General features: G+C 71.7%; 20 protein-coding genes and 1 pseudogene. 17 read left to right on the top strand and 4 right to left on the bottom strand.

Annotated elements, in window-relative coordinates; translation table 11 throughout:
- Positions 1-166 precede the first annotated feature (166 nt).
- The 8 genes from recG (at position 167) to mutM (ending at position 7746) form a co-directional block, all read left to right on the top strand.
- Entirely contained in the window at positions 167-2422 is a 2256-nt protein-coding gene (recG, locus tag OG393_RS08005) for an ATP-dependent DNA helicase RecG (protein WP_327373939.1), read from the top strand.
- 65 nt (positions 2423-2487) lie between these two features.
- Positions 2488-3072, top strand: coding sequence for a 16S rRNA (guanine(966)-N(2))-methyltransferase RsmD (gene rsmD, locus OG393_RS08000; protein ID WP_327373938.1), 585 nt, complete (start codon positions 2488-2490; stop codon positions 3070-3072).
- Between the two features lie 26 nt (positions 3073-3098).
- Positions 3099-3590 (top strand): pantetheine-phosphate adenylyltransferase, encoded by a 492-nt coding sequence (coaD, locus tag OG393_RS07995; RefSeq protein WP_327378347.1) that lies wholly within the window; start codon positions 3099-3101, stop codon positions 3588-3590.
- Positions 3591-3710: 120 nt separating this feature from the next.
- The gene (locus OG393_RS07990; protein WP_327373937.1) at positions 3711-4760 is read left to right on the top strand and encodes an ATP synthase F0 subunit B; all 1050 of its coding nucleotides are present in this window, start codon (positions 3711-3713) and stop codon (positions 4758-4760) included.
- A 191-nt stretch (positions 4761-4951) separates the two neighbouring features.
- A complete protein-coding gene (locus tag OG393_RS07985; RefSeq protein WP_327373936.1) occupies positions 4952-5647 on the top strand; it encodes a YceD family protein in 696 nt (231 codons plus the stop codon).
- A gap of 2 nt (positions 5648-5649) precedes the next feature.
- Positions 5650-5823, top strand: coding sequence for a 50S ribosomal protein L32 (gene rpmF, locus OG393_RS07980; RefSeq protein ID WP_030496967.1), 174 nt, complete (start codon positions 5650-5652; stop codon positions 5821-5823).
- A 19-nt stretch (positions 5824-5842) separates the two neighbouring features.
- Positions 5843-6661, top strand: a complete 819-nt coding sequence (gene rnc / locus OG393_RS07975; RefSeq protein WP_327373934.1) for a ribonuclease III — start codon at positions 5843-5845, stop codon at positions 6659-6661.
- A gap of 224 nt (positions 6662-6885) precedes the next feature.
- A complete protein-coding gene (mutM, locus tag OG393_RS07970) occupies positions 6886-7746 on the top strand; it encodes a bifunctional DNA-formamidopyrimidine glycosylase/DNA-(apurinic or apyrimidinic site) lyase (protein ID WP_327373933.1) in 861 nt (286 codons plus the stop codon).
- Between the two features lie 77 nt (positions 7747-7823).
- Here the strand turns inward: mutM and OG393_RS07965 are convergent, their stop codons facing one another.
- Positions 7824-8240 carry a winged helix-turn-helix transcriptional regulator gene (locus tag OG393_RS07965; RefSeq protein WP_327373932.1) on the bottom strand — a complete coding sequence of 139 codons (417 nt, stop codon included), beginning with the start codon at positions 8238-8240 and terminating at the stop codon, positions 7824-7826.
- 117 nt (positions 8241-8357) lie between these two features.
- On the opposite strand from OG393_RS07965, the gene OG393_RS07960 reads away from it, so the two are divergent.
- Positions 8358-8942: a flavodoxin family protein gene (locus OG393_RS07960; RefSeq protein ID WP_327373931.1), complete on the top strand. Its 585-nt coding sequence runs from the start codon at positions 8358-8360 to the stop codon at positions 8940-8942.
- A 183-nt stretch (positions 8943-9125) separates the two neighbouring features.
- Here the strand turns inward: OG393_RS07960 and OG393_RS07955 are convergent, their stop codons facing one another.
- The gene (locus OG393_RS07955) at positions 9126-10109 is read right to left on the bottom strand and encodes a CAP domain-containing protein (protein ID WP_327373930.1); all 984 of its coding nucleotides are present in this window, start codon (positions 10107-10109) and stop codon (positions 9126-9128) included.
- Positions 10110-10295: 186 nt separating this feature from the next.
- Between OG393_RS07955 and OG393_RS07950 the strand changes: the two genes are divergently transcribed.
- The 4 genes and pseudogenes from OG393_RS07950 to OG393_RS07935 all read left to right on the top strand — a co-directional run.
- Positions 10296-10577 carry an acylphosphatase gene (locus tag OG393_RS07950; protein ID WP_327373929.1) on the top strand — a complete coding sequence of 94 codons (282 nt, stop codon included), beginning with the start codon at positions 10296-10298 and terminating at the stop codon, positions 10575-10577.
- Between the two features lie 393 nt (positions 10578-10970).
- Positions 10971-11186 (top strand): hypothetical protein, encoded by a 216-nt coding sequence (locus tag OG393_RS07945; RefSeq protein ID WP_215066520.1) that lies wholly within the window; start codon positions 10971-10973, stop codon positions 11184-11186.
- A gap of 189 nt (positions 11187-11375) precedes the next feature.
- Complete coding sequence (smc, locus tag OG393_RS07940; protein ID WP_327373928.1) at positions 11376-15011, top strand: chromosome segregation protein SMC; 3636 nt, start codon at positions 11376-11378, stop codon at positions 15009-15011.
- 132 nt (positions 15012-15143) lie between these two features.
- Positions 15144-15311: pseudogene (locus tag OG393_RS07935) on the top strand (MFS transporter); the annotation flags it as partial.
- A gap of 48 nt (positions 15312-15359) precedes the next feature.
- On the opposite strand, the gene OG393_RS07930 reads toward OG393_RS07935, so the two are convergent.
- Positions 15360-16331, bottom strand: a complete 972-nt coding sequence (locus tag OG393_RS07930; protein WP_327373927.1) for an LLM class flavin-dependent oxidoreductase — start codon at positions 16329-16331, stop codon at positions 15360-15362.
- Positions 16332-16519: 188 nt separating this feature from the next.
- Between OG393_RS07930 and ftsY the strand changes: the two genes are divergently transcribed.
- Positions 16520-17728 carry a signal recognition particle-docking protein FtsY gene (ftsY, locus tag OG393_RS07925; protein WP_327373926.1) on the top strand — a complete coding sequence of 403 codons (1209 nt, stop codon included), beginning with the start codon at positions 16520-16522 and terminating at the stop codon, positions 17726-17728.
- Between the two features lie 139 nt (positions 17729-17867).
- Here the strand turns inward: ftsY and OG393_RS07920 are convergent, their stop codons facing one another.
- Positions 17868-18521 (bottom strand): bifunctional DNA primase/polymerase, encoded by a 654-nt coding sequence (locus OG393_RS07920; protein ID WP_327373925.1) that lies wholly within the window; start codon positions 18519-18521, stop codon positions 17868-17870.
- Between the two features lie 418 nt (positions 18522-18939).
- Here OG393_RS07920 and nsdA point away from each other — a divergent pair, with 418 nt between their 5' ends.
- From nsdA to OG393_RS07905, 3 genes are all read left to right on the top strand, one after another.
- On the top strand, positions 18940-20415 hold the full coding sequence (gene nsdA / locus OG393_RS07915; protein ID WP_327373924.1) for a transcriptional repressor NsdA: 1476 nt from the start codon (positions 18940-18942) through the stop codon (positions 20413-20415).
- A gap of 341 nt (positions 20416-20756) precedes the next feature.
- Positions 20757-22103, top strand: a complete 1347-nt coding sequence (locus OG393_RS07910; RefSeq protein WP_327373923.1) for an ammonium transporter — start codon at positions 20757-20759, stop codon at positions 22101-22103.
- Positions 22100-22438 carry a P-II family nitrogen regulator gene (locus tag OG393_RS07905; protein ID WP_069170469.1) on the top strand — a complete coding sequence of 113 codons (339 nt, stop codon included), beginning with the start codon at positions 22100-22102 and terminating at the stop codon, positions 22436-22438. Before OG393_RS07910 ends, OG393_RS07905 begins: the two co-directional genes overlap by 4 nt.
- Positions 22439-22454 lie beyond the last annotated feature (16 nt).

Raw genomic sequence — 22454 nt, 5'->3', positions numbered from 1 at the left:
GCACGACCCGCTACGACCGGGGCCGGAGGCCCCTCGACAGCCCGCCGCACCCCCGGGAGGACACGCGTCCGCACCGCCCGTCCCCGCGCCGGAGAGGCCCGCCCGCCGCGACCCGGCCGGCGGATCTCCCCGGCCCGCGGGACGACTGTCGGTGCGGTGGTGTGCAATGGAGCCCGTGCCCGCGCTCGACGAACCACTGAAGAAACTGCTCGGAGCCGCCACCGCCAAGGTGATGGCCGAGCACCTCGACCTGCACACGGTCGGCGACCTGCTGCACCATTACCCACGGCGGTACGCCGAACGCGGTGAACTCACCTCGCTCGCGGAACTGCCCCTGGACGAACACGTCACGGTGGTGGCGCAGGTGGCCGACGCCCGGGTGCACACCTTCAACAAGGGTGGTCGGGGCACCGGACGGCGCCTGGAGGTGACCGTCACCGACGGTGGCGGCCGCATGCAACTGGTCTTCTTCGGCCGCGCGGTCCACTTCCACCAGAAGGAGCTCCTGCCCGGACGGCGCGGGATGTTCGCCGGCAAGGTCGGCGTGTTCAACCGCAAGCTCCAGCTCTCGCACCCCGAGTACAAACTCCTGGACGCCGACACCGGAGACGAGGCCGTCCGGGCCTTCGCGAACGAACTCCTCCCGATCTACCCCGCCGTCCGGCAACTCGAGTCCTGGACGATCGAGCAGTCCGTCTCCATCGCGCTGGACTCCCTCGCGGCCACCGGGTGGGCCGGACTCGCCGACCCCCTGCCGCCCGCCCTGCGCGAGGGCCGCGGCCTCACCGACCTGCCCGACGCCCTGTGGAAGGTCCACCGCCCCCGCAGCAAGGCGGACATCGCCGTCGCCCGCGACCGGCTCAAGTGGGACGAGGCATTCGTCCTCCAGGTCGCCCTCGCCCGCCGCCGGTACGCCGACACCCAGCTCCCCGCCGTCGCCCGCCGCCCCGCCCCGGGAGGTCTCCTGGACGCCTTCGACGCCGGACTGCCCTTCACCCTCACCGACGGCCAGCGGCGGGTGACGGAGGAGATCTTCGACGACCTCGCCACCGAGCACCCCATGCACCGGCTGCTCCAGGGAGAAGTGGGTTCGGGCAAGACGATGGTGGCGCTGCGCGCGATGCTCGCCGTCGTCGACGCCGGTGGGCAGGCCGCCATGCTCGCCCCCACCGAGGTCCTCGCCCAGCAGCACCACCGCTCGATCACCGAGATGATGGGCGAGCTCGCCGAGCGCGGCATGCTCGGCGGAGCCGAACACGCCACCAAGGTCGTGCTGCTCACCGGCTCCATGGGCGCCGCCGCGCGCCGGCGTGCGCTGCTCGACCTGGTCACCGGCGAGGCCGGGATCGTCATCGGCACACACGCCCTGATCGAGGACACGGTGCGGTTCCACGACCTGGGTCTCGTCGTCGTCGACGAGCAGCACCGCTTCGGCGTGGAGCAGCGCGACGCGCTGCGCGGCAAGGGCCACACCGGGGACGAGAAGCGGACCCCCCACCTGCTGGTCATGACGGCCACCCCGATCCCGCGCACCGTCGCCATGACCGTCTTCGGCGACCTGGAGACCTCCGTCCTCGACCAGCTCCCCGCCGGACGTTCGCCCATCGCCAGTCATGTGGTGCCGGCCGCGGACAAGCCCCACTTCCTCACCCGCGCCTGGGAGCGGGTGCGCGAGGAGGTGGAGAACGGCCACCAGGCGTATGTCGTCTGCCCGCGGATCGGCGACGGAGACGAGGAGAACGGCCAGGCGGCCACGGGACGCAAGGGTGCCGGAGAGAAGTCCCCGCCCGAGGACGAGACCGGCAAACGTCCCCCGCTGGCCGTCCTGGACGTCGCCGAGACGCTCCGGACCGGTCCGCTGGCCGGGCTGCGCGTCGAGGTGCTGCACGGCCGGATGCACCCGGACGACAAGGACGGCGTGATGCGCCGCTTCGCCGCCGGTGAGGCCGATGTCCTCGTCGCCACCACGGTCATCGAGGTCGGCGTCAACGTCCCCAACGCCACCGCCATGGTGATCATGGACGCGGACCGCTTCGGTGTCTCCCAGCTGCACCAGCTGCGCGGTCGCGTCGGCCGTGGCTCCGCCCCGGGCCTCTGCCTGCTCGTCACCGAGATGCCCGAGGCCAGTCCCGCCCGGCAGCGGCTGACCTCCGTCGCCTCCACCCTCGACGGCTTCGAACTCTCCCGGATCGACCTCGAACAGCGCCGCGAGGGCGACGTCCTCGGCCAGGCCCAGTCCGGCGTCCGCTCCTCGCTGCGGATGCTCACCGTCATCGAGGACGAGGAGGTCATCGCCGCCGCCCGGGAGGAGGCCACCGCCGTCGTGCTCGCCGACCCCGACCTGGCCGGCCATCCGGCCCTGCGGACGGCCCTGGACGCCCTGCTCGACAAGGAACGGGAGGAGTTCCTGGAGAAGGGGTGACCTCGCGGGCCGGTCCCCGGCCATATCGTGGAGACACCGATCTCAGCGAAGGACGAGGACCTCAGATGACCCGCGTGATCGCCGGAACCGCCGGCGGACGCCGACTGGCCGTACCGCCGGGCAACGGCACCCGCCCCACCTCCGACCGGGCGCGCGAGGGCCTCTTCTCCACCTGGGAGTCGCTCCGGGGCACGCTCGAAGGCGCCCGGGTCGCCGACCTCTACGCGGGCTCCGGCGCCGTCGGCCTGGAGGCGCTCTCCCGGGGCGCGGCCCACGCCCTGCTCGTCGAGGCCGACGCCCGCGCCGCCCGGACCGTCCGCGAGAACGTCCGCGCGCTCGGTCTGCCCGGCGCCGAGGTCCGCACCGGCAAAGCCGAGCAGATCGTCACCGGACCCGCCCCCGCCACCCCCTACGACCTGGTCTTCCTCGACCCGCCCTACGCGGTCCCGGACGACGATCTTCGGGAGATCCTCCTCACACTCCGCTCGGAGGGCTGGATCGGCGACGCCGCGCTCGTCACCGTGGAGCGCAGCACCCGAGGCGGGGAATTCGGCTGGCCGGCCGGTTTCGATCCACTGCGGGCCCGTCGCTACGGCGAGGGAACGTTTTGGTACGGTCGCGCCGCCTCTACGTGCGAAGACGCACGATGACCGGACCGGAGAGCGAGGAACCCACGTTGCGCCGCGCCGTCTGTCCGGGGTCATTCGACCCCATCACCAACGGACATCTCGACATCATCGCCCGCGCCTCCAAGCTGTACGACGTCGTACACGTCGCGGTGATGATCAACCAGTCGAAGAAGGGACTGTTCACCGTCGACGAGCGGATCGAGCTGATCCGCGAGGTCACCGCCGACTTCGGCAACGTCGAGGTGGAGTCCTTCCACGGCCTCCTCGTCGACTTCTGCAAGCAGCGCGACATCCCCGCGATCGTCAAGGGCCTGCGCGCCGTCAGCGACTTCGACTACGAACTCCAGATGGCCCAGATGAACAACGGCCTCTCGGGTGTCGAAACCCTGTTCGTGCCGACCAACCCCACCTACAGCTTCCTGTCGTCCTCCCTGGTCAAGGAGGTCGCGGCCTGGGGCGGCGACGTCTCCCACCTGGTTCCGCCCGCCGTCCTCGGCCGGCTCACCGCACGTCTCGCCGAGCAGCGACGCCCGACGTGACCACGGGCGAGGGACGCTGACACCCCGTCACGCACGGTCACCCGGTGTCGGACGGGCGCCGACTGCCCTTACAGTCGTCCCGTCCGTCTCCATCCAGCTGTAGAGAGTGGCGAGCACCCGGTGGACGTGCAGAAGAAACTCGACGAGATCGTCTCGACGATCACCAACGCCCGCTCCATGCCGATGTCGGCGTCCTGCGTGGTCAACCGCGCCGAGCTGCTCGCCGCGCTCGAAGAGGTGCGCGAGGCGCTGCCGGGCTCGCTCGCACAGGCCCAGGAGCTCCTCGGCGGCCGGGAGCACATGGTCGAACAGGCCCGCCAGGAGGCCGAGCGCATCATCGAGGCCGCCCACCTCGAGCGCGGCTCCCTGATCTCCGACACCCAGGTGGCCCGCCAGTCCCAGGACGAGGCGGACCGCATCCTGGGTGAGGCCCGCCGGGAGGCCGAGGAGATCCGCGCCGAGGCCGACGACTACGTCGACTCCAAGCTCGCCAACTTCGAGGTCGTCCTCAACAAGACCATCGGCTCGGTCGACCGCGGCCGCGAGAAGCTGCTGAGCCGCGGCCCGGGCGGCGCCGAGCACGGCTACACCGACGAGGGCGACCCCGAGTACGCCGCCGACCCGCGGCAGCTGATCCAGCGGATCGACGAGGCCGACGAGTTCATCGCCGCCAAGCTCGGCGCCTTCGAGGCCGTCCTCGGCAAGACCCTGGAGGCCGTCGGCCGCGGCCGGCAGACACTGCACGGCAGGATCGCCACCGACGAACTCGGGGCCCACATGGCGGCCCAGGACGCGGCGGCCGGCACGGTGCACACCAGCGACGCGGACTACCTGGCCGGCCTCGCCGAACTGGCCGACCCCGAGCCCGTCCGGCAGCCGGCCCCGCAGATCCCGGCGCAGCAGCCCGATCCGTACGGGTACCCGCAGCAGTCCCAGGACGTCTACGCGGCCGACACCGCCTACGCCGACGAGTACGTCGGCTCGCAGGACTCCTACGCCTACCAGGCGCAGGACCCGTACGCGTACCAGCAGCCGCAGCACCAGCAGACGGACCCGTACGGCTACCAGCAGCCGGCCCCGCAGCAGCAGGCCGCCCTCGACGAGACCAGCTTCTTCGACACGAGCATGATCGATCTGGAGCAGCTGCGCCGCTACGAGCAGGGACACTGAGGCCGCTCGGGAGGGTGCCGGGCGCGGCCGCCCGGCCCGGCCCGACCGCGGCGCGCCCCGCCCGGCGGCCCCGGCGGAGCGGGTGCGCCCGGCGGCCCGCGGACCGGATTGGGCCCTGAGCGAAGCGTCCAGTATCCTGGCTCTTCGGTCGCGCGCATGACCGCGATCCCTGCTGCCCGCTTCGTCACGCGATGCGCGCGCGGCAGACCCCTCACGATCCGAAAGCGGGAAGAACCCTGAGCACGCGCCTCGACCACCGCAACCCCCTCGTGTTCGACACACACGAGCTGGGGCGGCGTCCTGGTGCCCTTCAGCGGCTCTCGCGTTCGGTCGCGGCCCCTCAGCACTTCGGTGTCGAAGGAGTCGTGGGTGTGCCGGAAGGCGCGCCTCTGGAAATCGACCTCCGTCTCGAGTCGGTCATGGAAGGGGTGCTCGTCACAGGCACCGCCCGTGCATCGGCCGAGGGGGAGTGCGTAAGGTGTCTGGAGCCCGTCGAGCTCGATCTCGACGTGGACTTCCAGGAGATGTTCTCGTACCCCGACTCCGACGACCGGGGCCGCTCCAAGGCGGCCGCGGACGACGAAGCCGAGGACGACGAGGACATGATTCCCCTCGAGGACGGCATGTTCGACCTCGAACCCGTGCTGCGTGACGCGGTGGTGCTCGCACTGCCGCTGCAGCCGGTGTGCCGGGAGGACTGTGCGGGTCTGTGTTCCGACTGTGGAATCAACCTGAACGATCACCCGGACCACCACCATGAAGCCGTCGACATCCGTTGGGCGGCACTGCAGGGACTCGCCGGTTCGCTGGGAACCGATGAGAAGGACAACATGAGCGGCACTGCATCTGACGACGTTCAGAGCGCCGCCGAGAAGCAGGAGAAGTAGCCGTGGCTGTTCCGAAGCGGAAGATGTCGCGCAGCAACACGCGCCACCGCCGGTCGCAGTGGAAGGCTGCGGTCCCCACCCTGGTTTCGTGTGAGCGTTGCCAGGAGCCGAAGCAGCAGCACATCGCGTGCCCGAGCTGCGGCACCTACAACAAGCGCCAGGTCCTCTCGGTCTGAGTGGCTGGTGAGAGGCGCAATGTCTGAGTCCAACAAGACGGACAATGCCTCGTCCCACACGCTTCTGGAAGGGCGGCTCGGCTATCGGCTCGAGTCCGCCCTTCTGGTGCGTGCGCTGACCCATCGCTCGTACGCGTACGAGAACGGCGGTCTGCCCACCAACGAGCGTCTCGAGTTCCTCGGGGACTCCGTGCTCGGTCTGGTGGTCACGGACACGCTGTACCGCACCCACCCCGACCTGCCCGAAGGCCAACTGGCCAAGTTGCGGGCCGCGGTGGTCAACTCGCGTGCGCTGGCGGAGGTCGGCCGAGGCCTCGAACTCGGTTCCTTCATCCGACTCGGCCGGGGTGAGGAGGGCACAGGCGGCCGGGACAAGGCGTCCATCCTCGCCGACACCCTGGAAGCGGTGATCGGCGCGGTCTATCTCGACCAGGGTCTCGACGCGGCGTCCGAGCTGGTACACCGGCTCTTCGACCCGCTGATCGAGAAGTCCTCGAACCTCGGTGCGGGCCTGGACTGGAAGACCAGTCTCCAGGAACTGACCGCGGCCGAGGGTCTGGGTGTGCCGGAGTACCTCGTCTCCGAAGAGGGTCCGGACCACGAGAAGACCTTCACTGCTGCCGCCCGCGTCGGTGGTGTCTCGTACGGCACCGGCACCGGCCGCAGCAAGAAGGAGGCGGAGCAGCAGGCCGCCGAGTCCGCGTGGCGCGCGATCCGTGCCGCGGCGGACGAGCGCGCGGCCGAGGCGAAGGCGGCGGCCGAGTCCGGCGCCGCCGAGTCCGGTCCGCAGGAGCACGACGGCGGGGCGCCGACCTCCGCCGACCTTCCTTCGGCCTGAAGACCGAGAGCCTGTCGGGTGGCCTTCGAGCGCCCGGCCAGAGGCCACCCGACAGGCTCTGAGCCGCCCGCTCTTTCGCACCGTCGGTCCGCCCGCCCCCGAGTCCGGGGGCGGGCGGATTCGTGTGCGGTGCCGGCCGGCCTCCTGGGACCCGGTCCGGCCTCCCTCCCGCGGGAGATAGGCTTTCGGCAGCGTTCCCGTACGTACCCCCGCGGAGGATTCCCGTGCCCGAGTTGCCCGAGGTCGAGGTCGTACGGCGCGGGCTGGAGCGATGGGTCGGCGGCCGGACCGTCGGCGAGGTCGAGGTGCTGCACCCCCGGGCGGTGCGACGGCATCCGGCGGGCGGCGCGGACTTCGCGGCGCGGCTGAAGGGCCACCGTCTCGGGACGGCCCGCCGACGGGGCAAGTATCTCTGGATCCCGCTGGCCGACTCGGGCTCCTCGGTTCTCGGGCACCTCGGCATGAGCGGGCAGCTGCTCGTCCAGCCGGAGACCGCGCCGGACGAGAAGCACCTGCGGATCCGGGTACGGTTCCAGGACGACCTGGGCACCGAGCTCCGCTTCGTCGACCAGCGCACCTTCGGCGGTCTCTCGCTGCACGACGATACTCCCGAGGGACTGCCCGAGGTCATCGCGCACATCGCGCGGGACCCCCTGGACCCCCGGTTCGACGACGCCGCCTTCCAGGTCGCGCTCCGCCTGCGCCGGACGACCGTCAAGCGCGCGCTGCTCGACCAGTCGCTGATCAGCGGGGTCGGCAACATCTACGCCGACGAGGCGCTGTGGCGCAGCATGCTGCACTACGACCGGCCGACGGCGACGCTGGTCCGTCCCCGCTCGGCCGAGCTGCTCGGCCATGTGCGGGACGTCATGAACGCGGCCCTCTCGGCCGGCGGGACCAGCTTCGACAGTCTCTATGTCAACGTGAACGGCGAGTCGGGCTACTTCGACCGGTCGCTGGACGCGTACGGGCGCGAGGACGAGCCCTGTCACCGGTGCGGCACGCCGATACGCCGCCGTCCCTGGATGAACCGTTCGAGCTACTTCTGTCCGCGCTGCCAGCGGCCGCCGCGGGCGACCGCCTGACGCCGAGCCCCGTCGCCGCCGGGCGCCGGACGGGCCGTGTGACGACCCGGTACGACAGCGCTCGGACGGCTCGTCCGTCAGCGCACCGCGGCGCAGGTCGAGGCGCGCGGCTCGGGGTCCGTGGGCGTGTGCTTGGCGTCGTAGGTCTCCCGTGCCGACAGGACCTGCGGCATCCGGTTCTCGACCACGTCGATCAGGCCGAGCAGCCGTTCGGTGATCTCCCGGCCCAGGGGGGTGAGGCGGTAGTCCACCCGCGGCGGGTTCGTCGACTGGGCCTCGCGATGGACCAGACCGTCCCGCTCCAGCGCGTGCAGGGTCTGGGCCAGCATCTTCTCGCTCACGCCGTCGATCCTGCGGCGCAGCTCGTTGAAGCGGAACGTGCCCTCGTGCAGGGCTCCGAGCGTGAGGCTGCCCCACCGCCCCGTCACGTGTTCCAGCGTGCAACGGGACGGACAGGACCGGGCGAACACATCGAACGCGGGGTCGTCAGTCATGTCCCTACCATACGCGGACGCAGCGCTTACTACTGGAGTGCGCTTACTTACAGATTGCGCTAACTATTTGTTAGTGCTCTACTTCTGGTGCATTCCCTGCCGATGAGGAGCATTCCTGTGACCACCCCTGTCGTCTCCATCGCGTATCACTCCGGCTACGGCCACACCGCCGTCCTCGCGGAGGCCGTCCGTGTCGGGGCCGCCGACACCGGCGCCACCGTCCACCTCGTCAAGGTCGACGAGATCACCGACGCCCAGTGGGAGCTGCTCGACTCGTCCGACGCGATCGTCTTCGGATCGCCGACCTACATGGGCACCGCCTCGGGCGCCTTCCACGCCTTCGCGGAGCTGAGCTCCAAGCGCTGGTTCACCGACGCCTGGCGGGACAAGCTGGCCGCGGGCTTCACCAACTCCGCCTCCAAGAGCGGCGACAAACTGCACACGCTCCAGTTCTTCCAGGTGCTGGCCGGCCAGCACGGCATGCACTGGGTGAACCTCGGTCTGAAGCCGGGCTGGAACTCGAGCACGGGGTCCGAGCACGACATCAACCGCCTCGGCTTCTTCGCCGGTGCCGCCGCCCAGTCGAACAGCGACGAGGGCCCGGAGACCGTGCACAAGGCCGACATCGCCACTGCGGAGCACCTCGGCCGCCGCGTCGCCGAGACGGCCCGCACCTTCGCGGCCGGCCGCGCCACGGTCTGACCTGACCTGACCTGTACCCGACCTGACCCGGCCCGCGTCGAGCCGCGACGCTCGCCGCGCGTCGCGGAGCCGTTCCTCGGGCGGCCGTCCCGCTCACCGGATGCGAGAGGACCCGTCACCGGCAGGTGACGGGTCCTCTCGCATCCGGTCGGGCGCGCCCCGCGCCGTCGGCCGGCCGCTGTCTCAGTAGCCGAAGTCCTGCGTCCACCACGGGCCGCCGTCCGCGAAGTGGACGCCGACCCCCATGGTCCGGAAGTCGCAGTTGAGGATGTTCGCGCGGTGGCCGTCGCTGTTCATCCAGGACGCCACCACCGCCGCGGCGTCCACCTGGCCGCGGGCGATGTTCTCGCCGCCCATGCCCACGATGCCCGCCTTCGCGGCACGCGCCCAGGGGGTCGCGCCGTCCGGGTCGGTGTGGTCGAAGAAGCCGCGCGTCGCCATGTCCGCGCTGAAGGCGTCGGCCAGCGCCGCGAGCCGCGCGTCGACCGTGACCGGGGTGCAGCCCACCTTGGCCCGCTCCTGGTTGACCAGCCGGGCGACCTCCGCCGCCGCGGCGGCCTCACGATTCACCGGAGCCGGGGGCTGGGTGCGCTGGACCGGTGGCTGAGTGGTGGGCTTCGGCCGCGCCGTGCGCGAGGGCTCGACCGCCGCCGTCTTCTTCGGAGCCGGGGCGGCGGCCTTCGTGGGGGCCGCCCTCGTGGGGCTCGCCTTCGCGGGAGCCTCCTTCGTGGGGCTCGCCTTCGCGGGAGCCTCCTTCGAAGCGGCCGGCTTCGGCTTCGGCTTCGCGGACGGCGTGGCCGTGGGCGAGGGAGCGGCGGTCCGGGACGGGCTCGCGGGTGAGGCCGCCCCGCCGGGACCGGTGACGGTGCCCGTGGGCTCGTCGGAGGCTGTCGCCGAGGCGCCGCCCTGCTGCGTGAGCAGCTCCGGCGCCCGCTGGGACTGTGTCTGGCGTTCGCCGGAACCGGCGCTGCCCACGGTGACGGTATCCCCGCCTCCGGGTATCAGGCCCGAGGCGACGGCGACCGCGCCGACCGCGACGGCCGCGGAGGCACCGAGAAGCCCGGTGCGGACCGGCCTCCTGCGTCGGGTACCCCGGTGCCGGCGGTCCGTGCCGTCCGCATATCCTTCTGCGGCGGGCGCGGCGCCGGAGCGACGATGGCGTCCCATCTGCTCTGCCTTCCTGACGACCTGTGCTGTCTGCACTGTGCTCTGCGCTTTGCTGATCTTTGCAATCGCTGTCGAGTGCCTTCGGGAGCGCGCCCGTTCGCGTGACGCTCACCGGGTGGGGACTGTACGCCATGACGGGGCGGGGGTGCCGTGCTCTTCCGGCATTCCGGGCGCTAACGTGCAGTCATGAACGAAGACGTACGGCTCACCGCCTGGGTGCGCGGCCGTGTACAGGGAGTGGGCTTCCGTTGGTTCACCAGGGCAAACGCGCTGGAGATCGGAGCGCTCGTCGGCTTCGCGCTCAACCTCGACGACGGCAGGGTGCAGGTCGTGGCCGAGGGGTCGAGTGAGAATTGCCACCGTCTGCTGGAGTGGCTGCGCTCGGCCGACACGCCCGGACGTGTGGACGGAGTCACTGAGATATGGGGCACTCCGCGTGGCGGCTACGACGGCTTCGCCATCCGCTGACGATCTTGTCGGCAGTGGCCCGCCCGGTGCCTCGCGCGGTCCTCGGGTGGACGTTCGAAGACGGCCCCCTGAAGGGGAAACGGCCTGGTGGTTGCGGAGAGGGGCTTGCCCTGGGAGTCTGTGCGCGCAAGGATGATCTCCACGCCCCCCGAGGCACCGAGTCGCGAGGCCCCGCCGCCGTTCCCACGGCCGCCGCCCGCCGGTCGCCCCTTGATGCGGGGCGTGATCGTGTTGACCGTCAAACTTTTTGGTGAGACTCTGGAATCCCCGCGCACCTTAGCTGTTTGGCAGTAGGAATCGGCACGATCAGCAGTGCTGCCGAGCACCGCGGGTGCGAATCCCTCACGACCCACACCGCTTCGGTCGGTCACTCAGTGTGGAGGACCATCCATCATGGCAAAGGCGCTTCTCGGTTACGTCGGCGGCTCCGACCCGCGACTCCTCGCCGAGATGCGACGGCTTCAGCAGCGCGTCCAGGATCTGGAGTCCGAGCTTGTTCGGATCCAGTCCGAGAACGACGCGCTCAACGCTGCCGCCGCTCAGCATGGAGAGTCGCTGCTCGACAGCATCGACCTCGACGTTCCCCAGGCGGAGCCCGCGCTCACCTGACAGGCAAGCCCCGTGCCGGGGCCAGGTGAGAATCACTCTCGCCGGCACAGCCAGACATGCAAGGGGCGCTCCGGCGTCCCTTCTTTCTTCGCCGACCCGCGTCCCCCCAGGTGACACCCCTTTCTTGAGGGAGGATGTGCCCTGCGCCCTCACCGGTGAAACGCACGGTCCCCGGTAGAGTCCGGGGGCGTGCACCTCAAGGCCCTCACCCTCCGTGGCTTCAAGTCGTTCGCCTCCGCCACCACGCTGCGGTTCGAACCGGGAATCACCTGCGTCGTGGGGCCGAACGGATCGGGCAAGTCCAACGTGGTGGACGCGCTGTCCTGGGTCATGGGCGAACAGGGTGCCAAGTCGCTGCGCGGCGGCAAGATGGAGGACGTCATCTTCGCCGGCACGACCGGGCGGCCTCCGCTCGGCCGTGCCGAGGTCTCGTTGACCATCGACAACTCCGACGGCGCCCTGCCCATCGACTACGCGGAGGTCACCCTCACCCGGATCATGTTCCGGGGCGGCAGCAGCGAGTACCAGATCAACGGTGACACCTGCCGGCTGCTCGACATCCAGGACCTGCTCTCCGACTCCGGGATCGGCCGCGAGATGCACGTCATCGTCGGCCAGGGCCGGCTCGACTCCGTGCTGCACGCCGACCCGATGGGCCGCCGTGCCTTCATCGAGGAGGCCGCCGGTGTACTCAAGCACCGCAAGCGCAAGGAGAAGGCGCTTCGGAAGCTCGACGCGATGCAGGTCAACCTCGCCCGTGTGCAGGACCTGACGGACGAACTGCGCCGACAGCTCAAACCACTGGGGCGCCAGGCGGCGGTCGCCCGCCGAGCCGCCGTCATCCAGGCCGATCTGCGCGACGCGCGGCTTCGCCTGCTCTCCGACGACCTCGTACGCCTTCAGGAGGCGCTGCGGACCGAGGTCGCCGACGAGGCCGCCCTGCTCGCACGCAAGGAGGGCACGGAGGCGGAACTGCGGGCCGCGCTCGCCGCGGAGACCGGCCTGGAGGACGAGGTCCGCCGGCTCGCCCCACGCCTTCAGCGCGCCCAGCAGACCTGGTACGAACTCTCCCAGCTCGCCGAGCGGGTGCGCGGCACCGTCTCGCTCGCCGACGCGCGAGTGAAGAGCGCCACCGCGCAGCCCCCCGAGGAGCGGCGGGGCCGCGACCCGGAGGACATGGAGCGAGAGGCGGCGCGCATCCGGGAGCAGGAGGCCGAGTTGGAAGCGGCCCTGGAGGCCGCCGAGCGCGCACGGGAGGACACCGTCGCCCACCGCGCCGAACTGGAGCGCGAACTCGCGGCGGAGGAGCGGCGCCTCAAAGACGCGGCCCGCGCCATCGCCGACCGGCGCGAGGGTCTCGCGAGGCTGCACGGACAGGTCAACGCCGCTCGCTCGCGGGCCGCCTCCGCACAGGCCGAGATCGACCGGCTGGCCGCCGCGCGTGACGAGGCGCGGGACCGGGCGGCCCTCGCCCAGGAGGAGTACGAACAGCTCAAGGCCGAGGTCGACGGTCTCGACGCGGACGACAGTGAGCGGGGCGAGCGGTACGAGGCCGCCCGCCGTGACCTGGCCGCGGCGGAGTCCGCGCTGACGGAGGCCCGCGAGGCGGCCACCGACGCGGAGCGCAGCCGGGCCGCGACCCGGGCCCGACACGACGCGCTGGCGCTGGGGCTCCGCCGCAAGGACGGCACCGGCGCGCTGCTCGGCGCCCGCGACACACTGAACGGCCTCCTCGGACCGGCCGCCGAACTCCTCGCCGTCACACCCGGTCACGAGATTCCGCTCGCCGCCGCGCTGGGCGCGGCGGCCGACGCGGTCGCCGTGTCAGGCCCGGCGGCGGCGGCCGACGCCCTGCGACTGCTGCGCAAGCAGGACGCGGGCCGTGCCGCCCTCCTGACGGCCGGTTCCCCGGAGCCGTACCGCCCCCCGGAGGGTGCCGGACCCGCCGACCGCGACCCGGTCGACGGGGCGTCGCGGGGCGCGGGGCACGACCCGGTCGACGGGGTCCCCGGCCCCGGAGCGGAGGCCCGGCCCGCCGTCGCCTTCGTGAGCGGGCCCGAGGAGATCATGCGGGCCGTCCGCCGACTCCTGGACGGGATCGTCGTGGTGGGCACGCTGGAGGAGGCCGAGGAGCTCGTCCGTCACTTCCCGCACCTCACCGCCGTCACCGCCGAAGGCGACCTGCTCGGCGCGCACTTCGCCCAGGGAGGCTCGGCCGGGGCGCCCAGCCTCCTCGAAGTGCGGGCATCGGTCGACGAGGCCGCCGCCGAGCTGGAGCGGCTCGCCGTGCGCTGCGAGGAACTGGCCGCCGCCCAGGAGGAAGCCACCGGGCGCCGGGCCGCAGCCGCCGCGCTCGTCGAGGAACTGGCCGAACTCCGCCGTGCCGCCGACCGCGAGAAGTCCGCCGTGGCGCAGCGGCTCGGACGGCTCGCCGGGCAGGCCCGGGGTGCCGCCGGGGAGGCCGAGCGGACCGCCGCGGCGACCGCCCGCGCCGAGGAGGCCCTGGAGCGGGCGGGCTCCGAGGCCGAGGAACTCGCCGAGCGGCTGCTCGTCGCGGAGGAGGCCCCCGCCGAGGAGGAGCCCGACACCTCCGTCCGCGAGCGGCTCGCGGCCGACGGCGCCAACGCCCGGCAGACCGAGATGGAGGCCCGCCTCCAGCTGCGCACCCACGAGGAACGGGTCAAGGGCCTCGCGGGCCGCGCGGACTCCCTCGACCGGTCGGCCCGCGCCGAACGCGAGGCACGCGCGCGGGCCGCGCGGCGCCGCGCCCGGCTGCGCCACGAGGCCGAGGTGGCGGGGGCCGTCGCCGCCGGCGCGCGCCGGCTGCTCGCCCACATCGAGGTCTCGCTGGTCCGCGCCGAGCGGGAACGCGCGCTGGCCGACGCCGCCGGAAGGGCCCGCGAGCAGGAGCTGACCACGGCCCGGAACCGGGGACGCGCGCTCAAGGCCGAACTCGACAAGCTCACCGACTCCGTGCACCGCGGCGAGGTCCTCGGCGCCGAGAAGCGGATGCGGATCGAGCAGCTGGAGACGAAGGCGCTGGAGGAGCTCGGCGTCGAACCGGCCGGGCTGGTCTCCGAGTACGGCCCCCACCAGCCGGTGCCGCCGTCTCCGCCGGCCGAGGGGGAGGAGCTTCCCGAGGACCCCGGACATCCGCGCAACCAGCCCCGCCCGTTCCTCCGAACGGAGCAGGAGAAGCGACTCAGGGCCGCGGAGCGGGCGTACCAGCGGCTCGGCAAGGTCAATCCGCTGGCGCTGGAGGAGTTCGCCGCCCTGGAGGAGCGCCACCAGTTCCTCTCCGAGCAGCTGGAGGACCTGAAGAAGACCCGGGCGGACCTCCTCCAGGTCGTGAAGGAGGTCGACATCCGGGTCGAGCAGGTCTTCACCGAGGCGTTCCGGGACACGGCACGGGAGTTCGAGGGGGTCTTCTCGCGGCTCTTCCCGGGCGGTGAGGGGCGGCTGGTCCTGACCGACCCCGACGACATGCTCACCACGGGAGTCGAGGTGGAGGCCCGCCCGCCCGGCAAGAAGGTCAAGCGGCTCTCACTGCTCTCCGGCGGCGAACGCTCGCTGACCGCCGTGGCCATCCTCGTCTCCATCTTCAAGGCCCGCCCCAGCCCGTTCTACGTCATGGACGAGGTGGAGGCGGCGCTCGACGACACCAACCTCCAGCGGCTGATCCGGATCATGCGGGAGCTCCAGGAGTCCTCGCAGCTACTCGTGATCACGCACCAGAAGCGGACCATGGAGGTCGCGGACGCGCTGTACGGCGTCTCCATGCAGGGCGACGGGGTGTCGAAGGTGATCAGCCAGCGGCTGCGCTGACGGTCCCTCGAGCACCATCACATTCAAGGCTTGAATATCCAATCCCCCGATGGGCCTCCAGTGAGGGGTAGGCCGGCAGTCGTTTCGTCGTGTCCCACTGGAAGGGACGCCCCGTTACCTCATGGGGGATGAAGCCGGTGGATCGCCGGCTGGGCCGTCACCGCGAGCTTCCCGTCCCTCGCCGACTGGAACCTCTCCGGCACCTACGTCATCTACACGGTCTTCGCCGTGCTCTCGATCCCCTTCGTGCTGCGGTACGTCAAGGAGTCGAAGGGCGAGGCGTTGGAGGAGATGTGCTGAACCCCGCTGCCCCTCTCCTCGGTGTGAGTACGGACCCGGCTCGCGGCCCTACGCCCCGAGCCGGGGCAGTACCTCCTCGCCGAACAGTCGCAGGCTCCGCCACGCCTCCTCCACCGGCATCCCGCCGCACAGTGGATGCAGCACCGGACTCCGCGGCCCCAGCGCGACGCACTCGTCCGGAGTGACGATCCGGTAGACGCCCTCGGCGCGCAGTTCCTCCGTCGTCGTCGCCCTCGAGCGCACCGCAGAGCGGATGTCCTTCGACTGCCACGAGGCGTAGGTGCGCGCTTCGTGGAGGAGGTGCTCCCCGTACAGCGCCCAGCAGCGGTCCGGGTCCCGCGACACGTGCAGCAGCGGTGTCTCCTCCGCGGGCATCAGGGTCCAGCCGTCGGTGCCGTACTCCGCGCACCGCTGCCGGTAGTACGCCGCCAGCTCCGGCAGATGGGCGCTCGGGAAGAACGGCAGCCCCAGCCGGGCCGCCCGCCGCGCCGCCGCCCGGGAGGAGCCGCCCACCAGCAGCGGGGGATGCGGCCTGGTGAGGGGCCGGGGGGTGACCCGCACCGTGCGGCCCCGGTAGGTGAAGGGCTCGCCGGACCACGCCCGCAGCAGCGTCTCCAGGAGCAGGTCCTGGAGTTCGCCGCGCCGGCTCCAGTCGATGCCGCGCTCCGCGTACTCCTCCGGCCGGTAGCCGATTCCCGCGACCGTCACCAGGCGGCCCGCGCTGAGCAGGTCGAGGACCGCGATCTCCTCGGCGAGCCGCAGCGGATCGTGCAGCGGCCCGATGGCCGCCGAGACGGTGACCGCGATCCGGCGGGTCGCCCCGAAGACCGCGCCGGCGAAGGCGAAGGGCGAGGGCAGCCAGTTGTCGGCCACCCCGTGGTGCTCCTCGGTCTGCACCGTGTCGATCCCGTGCGTGTCGGCGTACGCGGCCATCGCGAGCGCCGCGCGATAGCGCTCCGAGAGGGACTCCGGGGTCCCCCGGGGGTCGGCGAGGTTGAACCGTACGACCGTGAACGGCATGGGGGACCCCCTCCGCGGGCGGGACAGGCCGGCCAAGGGACCATATCTGACGCTACATCAGATGGAAACGGCCTCGCGGACCCCGGCCCGGGGCCGGTACCCACCGGCGGGGCCCCCGGTGGGCGTGCGGCGGGGCCGGGCGGGGAGTGCGGACCTCCGGCGCCTTCGTGTCCGATACTGGTCGGGTTATGGAACTCATCCTTGCTGTAGTCATCGCTCTGGTCGTCGCGGTCGCCGTGACCAGCGGGCTCGTGATCAGCGGTCGCAAGAAGAAGCTGCCGCCGGCCGGTCCGTCCACCACGCCGACCATCACCGCTCCGCCCGCCGAACCGCATGTCGGCGACGAGGCGGAGGCACCGCGGGAAGAACCACGCCGCACCGTCGAAGAGGTCGGGCTCCCGGCCGCCGAGGACTCCGCCACCGTCGAGGAGCCACCGGTCGTCGCCGAGCCGGCCGTCCCCGCCCTCGAGGTCCCCGAACCGACCGCGGGTCGTCTCGTACGCCTGCGGGCCAAGCTCGCCCGCTCCCAGAACTCGCTGGGCAAGGGGCTGCTCACGCTGCTCTCCCGTGAGCACCTCGACGAGGACACCTGGGAGGAGATCGAGGAGACGCTCCTCACCGCCGACGTCGGCGTCGCCCCCACCCAGGAGCTCGTCGAACGCCTGCGCGAGCGCGTCAAGGTCCTCGGCACCCGCACCCCCGAGGAACTCAAGAACCTGCTCCGCGAGGAGCTGCTCGTCCTGCTCGGCGACCACGACCGTGCGGTGAAGACCGAGAGCGGCGCGGACACCCCGGGCGTCGTCATGGTCGTCGGCGTCAACGGCACCGGCAAGACCACCACCACCGGAAAGCTCGCCCGTGTCCTGGTCGCCGACGGCCGCTCGGTCGTGCTCGGCGCCGCGGACACCTTCCGCGCCGCCGCCGCCGACCAGCTCCAGACCTGGGGTGAGCGGGTCGGTGCGCGGACCGTGCGCGGCCCGGAAGGCGGCGACCCTGCCTCCATCGCCTTCGACGCGGTCAAGGAGGGCGTCGCCGAGGGCGCCGACGTGGTCCTCATCGACACCGCCGGCCGGCTGCATACCAAGACCGGCCTGATGGACGAGCTGGGCAAGGTCAAGCGCGTCGTGGAGAAGCACGGCCCGCTCGACGAGATCCTTCTCGTGCTCGACGCCACCACCGGTCAGAACGGTCTCATCCAGGCCCGTGTCTTCGCCGAGGTCGTCGACATCACCGGCATCGTCCTGACCAAGCTCGACGGCACCGCCAAGGGTGGCATCGTCGTCGCCGTCCAGCGCGAGCTGGGGGTCCCGGTCAAGCTGGTCGGACTGGGCGAGGGCCCGGACGACCTGGCGCCGTTCGAACCGGGCGCCTTCGTCGACGCCCTCATCGGCGACTGACGCCCCGCCGGAGACCCGTACATCCACCGGAGACGACCGCTCCGGACACCCGGAACCCCCGGGTCGCGACGAACGCTCCGGTCATGACGGAGGCCCCGCCCGGCGGCGGGGCCTCCGTCATGCCGGGCCCGCCGCCGGGTCAGGAGGGGCTGCGGTGGCAGACGTAGGCGAGCGTGCCGAGCAGCAGTCGCGCCTGTGGCGGCGCCCCGGCCGTGTCCAGCGTCGGCGGGCGCAGCCAGCGGACGGGGCCGAGGCCGCCCAGGTCCGAGGGCGGGGCCGTGATGTGGGCGCCCGCCCCCAGGCACTCGAGGTCCAGGCCGGCATCATCCCAGCCCATCCGGTACAGCAGCCGCGGGAGCTCCGCGGCCGCTCCGGGCGCCACGAAGAACTGCGCCCGCCCCGTCGGCGTCGCGCAGACCGGACCCAGCGGGAGCCCCATCCGCTCCAGCCGGACCAGGGCGCGCCGCCCGGCCGGCTCCGCCACCTCGATCACGTCGAAGGCGCGCCCCAGCGGCAGCAGGATCGCCGCTCCCGGATACCGCGACCAGGCCCGCGTCGCCTCGCCGAGGCCCGCGCCCGCCGGCACCGCCTCGGCGAACGGGAGCGGATGCGCCCCCGGTGCCATACAGGCGGAACGCCCGCAGGAGCACTGGCCGGAAACGGCCCTCGCACCCGGGAGCACGTCCCAGCCCCACAGTCCGGTGTACTCCGCCACTGCCGTGCACTCCGTGCTGCGGACGCGGCGTCGTGCGCCGGACCTCATCTCACGAATGCCGCCGATCGTGAAGCCCATGCCCCCTCCAACGGGTCGGACGCGCCGGTGGTTACGACCGGGAGTCCCCCCGTCACGCTCTGTGTCCAACGGTGGCGCACCGTCGCGGGAGGGGTGGTGTGGACCGCGACACGCGCCTCCACGCGCACCGCTCCGCCGACCCCTGGTTCGTCGCATGTCAAGTGAATCGCGTTCAGTCTCAGGTGAGTTCATTCGAAGGGGTGGCGAATGGTGGCGATTCTTGAATCGCCCTCGCGGGAGAGGTGATCGTAGGATTACTTTCGGTACACGAGCCCTCGGGTCGATGCGCGCGCGGGTATGCCGGAGGCAACCCGATTTCCCGTTCGAAGGAGTACAAGCTCCGGACGGACGCCGCAACTCGCGGCATTCTGATAGGGGTTCGCGCAGCAAGGGCATCGATGTGGATGGGGGCAATCCTGTGGGCGGCAACGGCGCAGACGGTACGACTGCCGGCAAGCGCCCGAACGAGCAGCTGAGCTCGTGGTTCGTGCGCAGCGGCTGGTCCAAGGGCGAACTGGCGCGCCAGGTGAACCGCAGAGCGCGCCAGATGGGCGCGCACCACATCAGCACCGACACCTCCCGGGTGCGGCGCTGGCTCGACGGCGAACAGCCCCGCGAGCCCATCCCGCGCATCCTCTCCGAACTGTTCTCGGAGCGGTTCGGCTCCGTCGTCGCCGTCGAGGACCTCGGACTGCGCGCCGCCCACCAGTCGCCCTCCGTCTCCGGCGTCGACCTGCCCTGGGCCGGGCCCCAGACCGTCACCCTGCTCAGCGAGTTCTCGCGCAGCGACCTCATGCTCGCCCGCCGCGGCTTCCTCGGCTCCGCCCTCTCGCTCGCCGCCGGCCCCTCCCTCATCGAGCCCATGCAGCGCTGGCTCGTCCCCACCCCGGCCACCGAGGCCGACCGGCCCGAACCGGCCACCGACACCCGCCGCCCCCACCGCCTCTCCCCGGGCGAACTCGACCTCCTCGAATCCACCACCGCGATGTTCCGCCAGTGGGACGCCCAGTGCGGCGGCGGACTGCGCCGCAAGGCGGTCGTCGGCCAGCTCCACGAGGTCACCGACCTCCTCCACGAGCCGCAGCCCACCGCCACCGCCAAGCGCCTCTTCGCCTGCGCCGCCGAACTCGCCGAACTCGCCGGCTGGATGAGCTACGACGTGGGCCTCCAACCCACCGCGCAGAAGTACTTCGTCCTCGCCCTGCACGCCGCCAAGGAAGCCGGGGACAAGCCCCTCGGCTCGTACATCCTGTCCTCGATGAGCCGCCAGATGATCCACCTCGGCCGGCCCGACGACGCCCTCGAACTCGTCCACCTCGCCCAGTACGGCAGTCGCGACTGCGCGACCGCACGCACCCAGGCGATGCTGTATGCGATGGAGGCCCGCGCCTACGCCAACATGGGCCAGCCCGGCAAGTGCAAGCGAGCCGTCCGGATGGCCGAGGACACCTTCGCCGACATCGGCCTCGACGGCGAACCCGAGCCCGACTGGATCCGCTTCTTCTCCGAGGCCGAACTCAACGGCGAGAACTCGCACTCGTACCGCGACCTCGCCTACGTCGCCGGCCGCTCCCCGACCTACGCCTCCCTCGCCGAGCCCGTCATGGAGCGGGCCGTCGCCCTCTTCGAGAAGGACACCGAGCACCAGCGTTCGTACGCACTGAACCTCATCGGCATGGCCACCGTGCACCTGCTCAAGCGCGAACCCGAACAGTCCGCACTCCTCGCCGAGAAGGCCCTCGGCGTCGCCCGGAGCGTCCGCTCCGAACGGGTCAACACCCGCCTGCGCAAGACCGTCGACACCGCCGCCCGCGACTACGGCCACGTCACCGAGGTCGTCCAGCTCACCGACCGGCTCACCGCGCTGCTCCCCGAGGCCGCCGAGGCCGTCTGACCCCCACCGCGCCCCCGGCGCACCCCCGGAACCCCGGCCGCGACAGCCCTCCCGTACTGCCCGACTCGGCTCCCCCGCCGCAAGGACACAGGGACGACTGTCGCGGCCGGTCCACGTCCCCGGTCGCCGGCCACGAACGGTACCGCCGTTACATCCCCGTGACCCAGGGGTTCACAGCGGCGTAACACTCCCCACCCCTTCGTCACCGCCCGGAAACATCGAGCGGCATCGGCGGAAACGGCGCTGCGCCAACCTCTGGGCCATAACCGGCCACCCCTCACGGCCAAGCCGCCCTCCGGCCCGCCCCCCGCACCGGCCGTACCGACGACGAGGAGACGCCGATGGCCTCAGCCATCACGACCCTGGCCGCAGACGCCCCCGAGCTGTCTGCCGCGAACACCGGGTTCATGCTCATCTGCTCCGCCCTGGTCATGCTGATGACCCCGGCCCTGGCCTTCTTCTACGGAGGAATGGTCCGGGTCAAGTCCACCCTCAACATGCTGATGATGAGCTTCATCAGCCTCGGGATCGTCACGATCCTGTGGGTGCTCTACGGCTTCAGCATGGCCTTCGGCACCGACCTCGGATCGGTCGTCGGCTGGTCCTCCGAATACGTCGGCCTCAGCGGCATCGGCGTCTCCGAAGTCTGGGACGGCTACACCATCCCGGTGTTCGTCTTCGCCGTCTTCCAGCTGATGTTCGCGATCATCACCCCCGCCCTCATCAGCGGCGCCCTCGCCGACCGGGTGAAGTTCACCGCCTGGGCCCTCTTCATCACCCTCTGGGTCACCGTCGTCTACTTCCCGGTCGCGCACTGGGTGTGGGGCTCCGGCGGCTGGCTCTTCGAGATGGGCGTCATCGACTTCGCCGGCGGCACCGCCGTCCACATCAACGCGGGCGCCGCGGCGCTCGGCGTGATCCTCGTCATCGGCAAGCGCGTCGGCTTCAAGAAGGACCCGATGCGCCCGCACAGCCTCCCGCTGGTCATGCTCGGCGCCGGCCTGCTGTGGTTCGGCTGGTTCGGCTTCAACGCCGGCTCCTGGCTCGGCAACGACGACGGCGTCGGCGCGGTGATGTTCGTCAACACCCAGGTCGCCACCGCCGCCGCGATGCTCGCCTGGCTGATCTACGAGAAGATCCGCCACGGCTCCTTCACCACCCTCGGCGCCGCCTCCGGCGCCGTCGCCGGCCTCGTCGCCATCACCCCCTCCGGCGGTTCCTGCTCCCCCCTCGGCGCCATCGCCATCGGCGCCGTCGCCGGTCTCCTGTGCGCCATGGCCGTCGGCCTGAAGTACAAGTTCGGCTACGACGACTCCCTCGACGTCGTCGGCGTCCACCTCGTCGGCGGAATCGTCGGTTCTCTCCTCGTCGGCTTCTTCGCCACCGGCGGCGTCCAGTCCGACGCCAAGGGCCTCTTCTACGGCGGCGGCCTCGACCAGCTCGGCAAGCAGGCCGTCGGAGTCTTCGGGGTCCTCGCGTACTCTCTGATCGCCTCCGCGATCCTCGCGCTCCTCATCGACAAGACGATGGGCATGCGGGTCAGCGAGGACGACGAGATCTCCGGCATCGACCAGGTCGAGCACGCCGAGACCGCGTACGACTTCAGCGGAGCAGGCGGCGGCGCCGCCTCGCGCTCCACCACCGCCACCGCCCCCGCCGCCCCCGAGACCAAGAAGGTGGACGCATGAAGCTCATCACCGCCGTCGTGAAGCCCCACCGGCTGGACGAGATCAAGGAAGCCCTCCAGGCATTCGGGGTCCAGGGCCTCACGGTCACCGAGGCCAGCGGCTACGGCCGGCAGCGCGGGCACACCGAGGTCTACCGCGGCGCCGAGTACACCGTCGACCTCGTCCCCAAGATCCGCATCGAGGTCCTCGTCGAGGACGAGGACGCCGAACAGCTCATCGATGTCGTGGTCAAGGCCGCCCGAACCGGCAAGATCGGTGACGGCAAGGTGTGGAGCGTGCCCGTCGAGACGGCCGTACGCGTCCGCACCGGCGAACGCGGTCCGGACGCACTGTAAGCACGCGAACCAGGGA

This window comes from Streptomyces sp. NBC_01216, from assembly GCF_035994945.1.
GTDB lineage: Bacteria > Actinomycetota > Actinomycetes > Streptomycetales > Streptomycetaceae > Streptomyces.
Note: the sequence above shows the minus strand (reverse complement) of the source record. Positions and strands in the feature narration are given on the sequence as shown.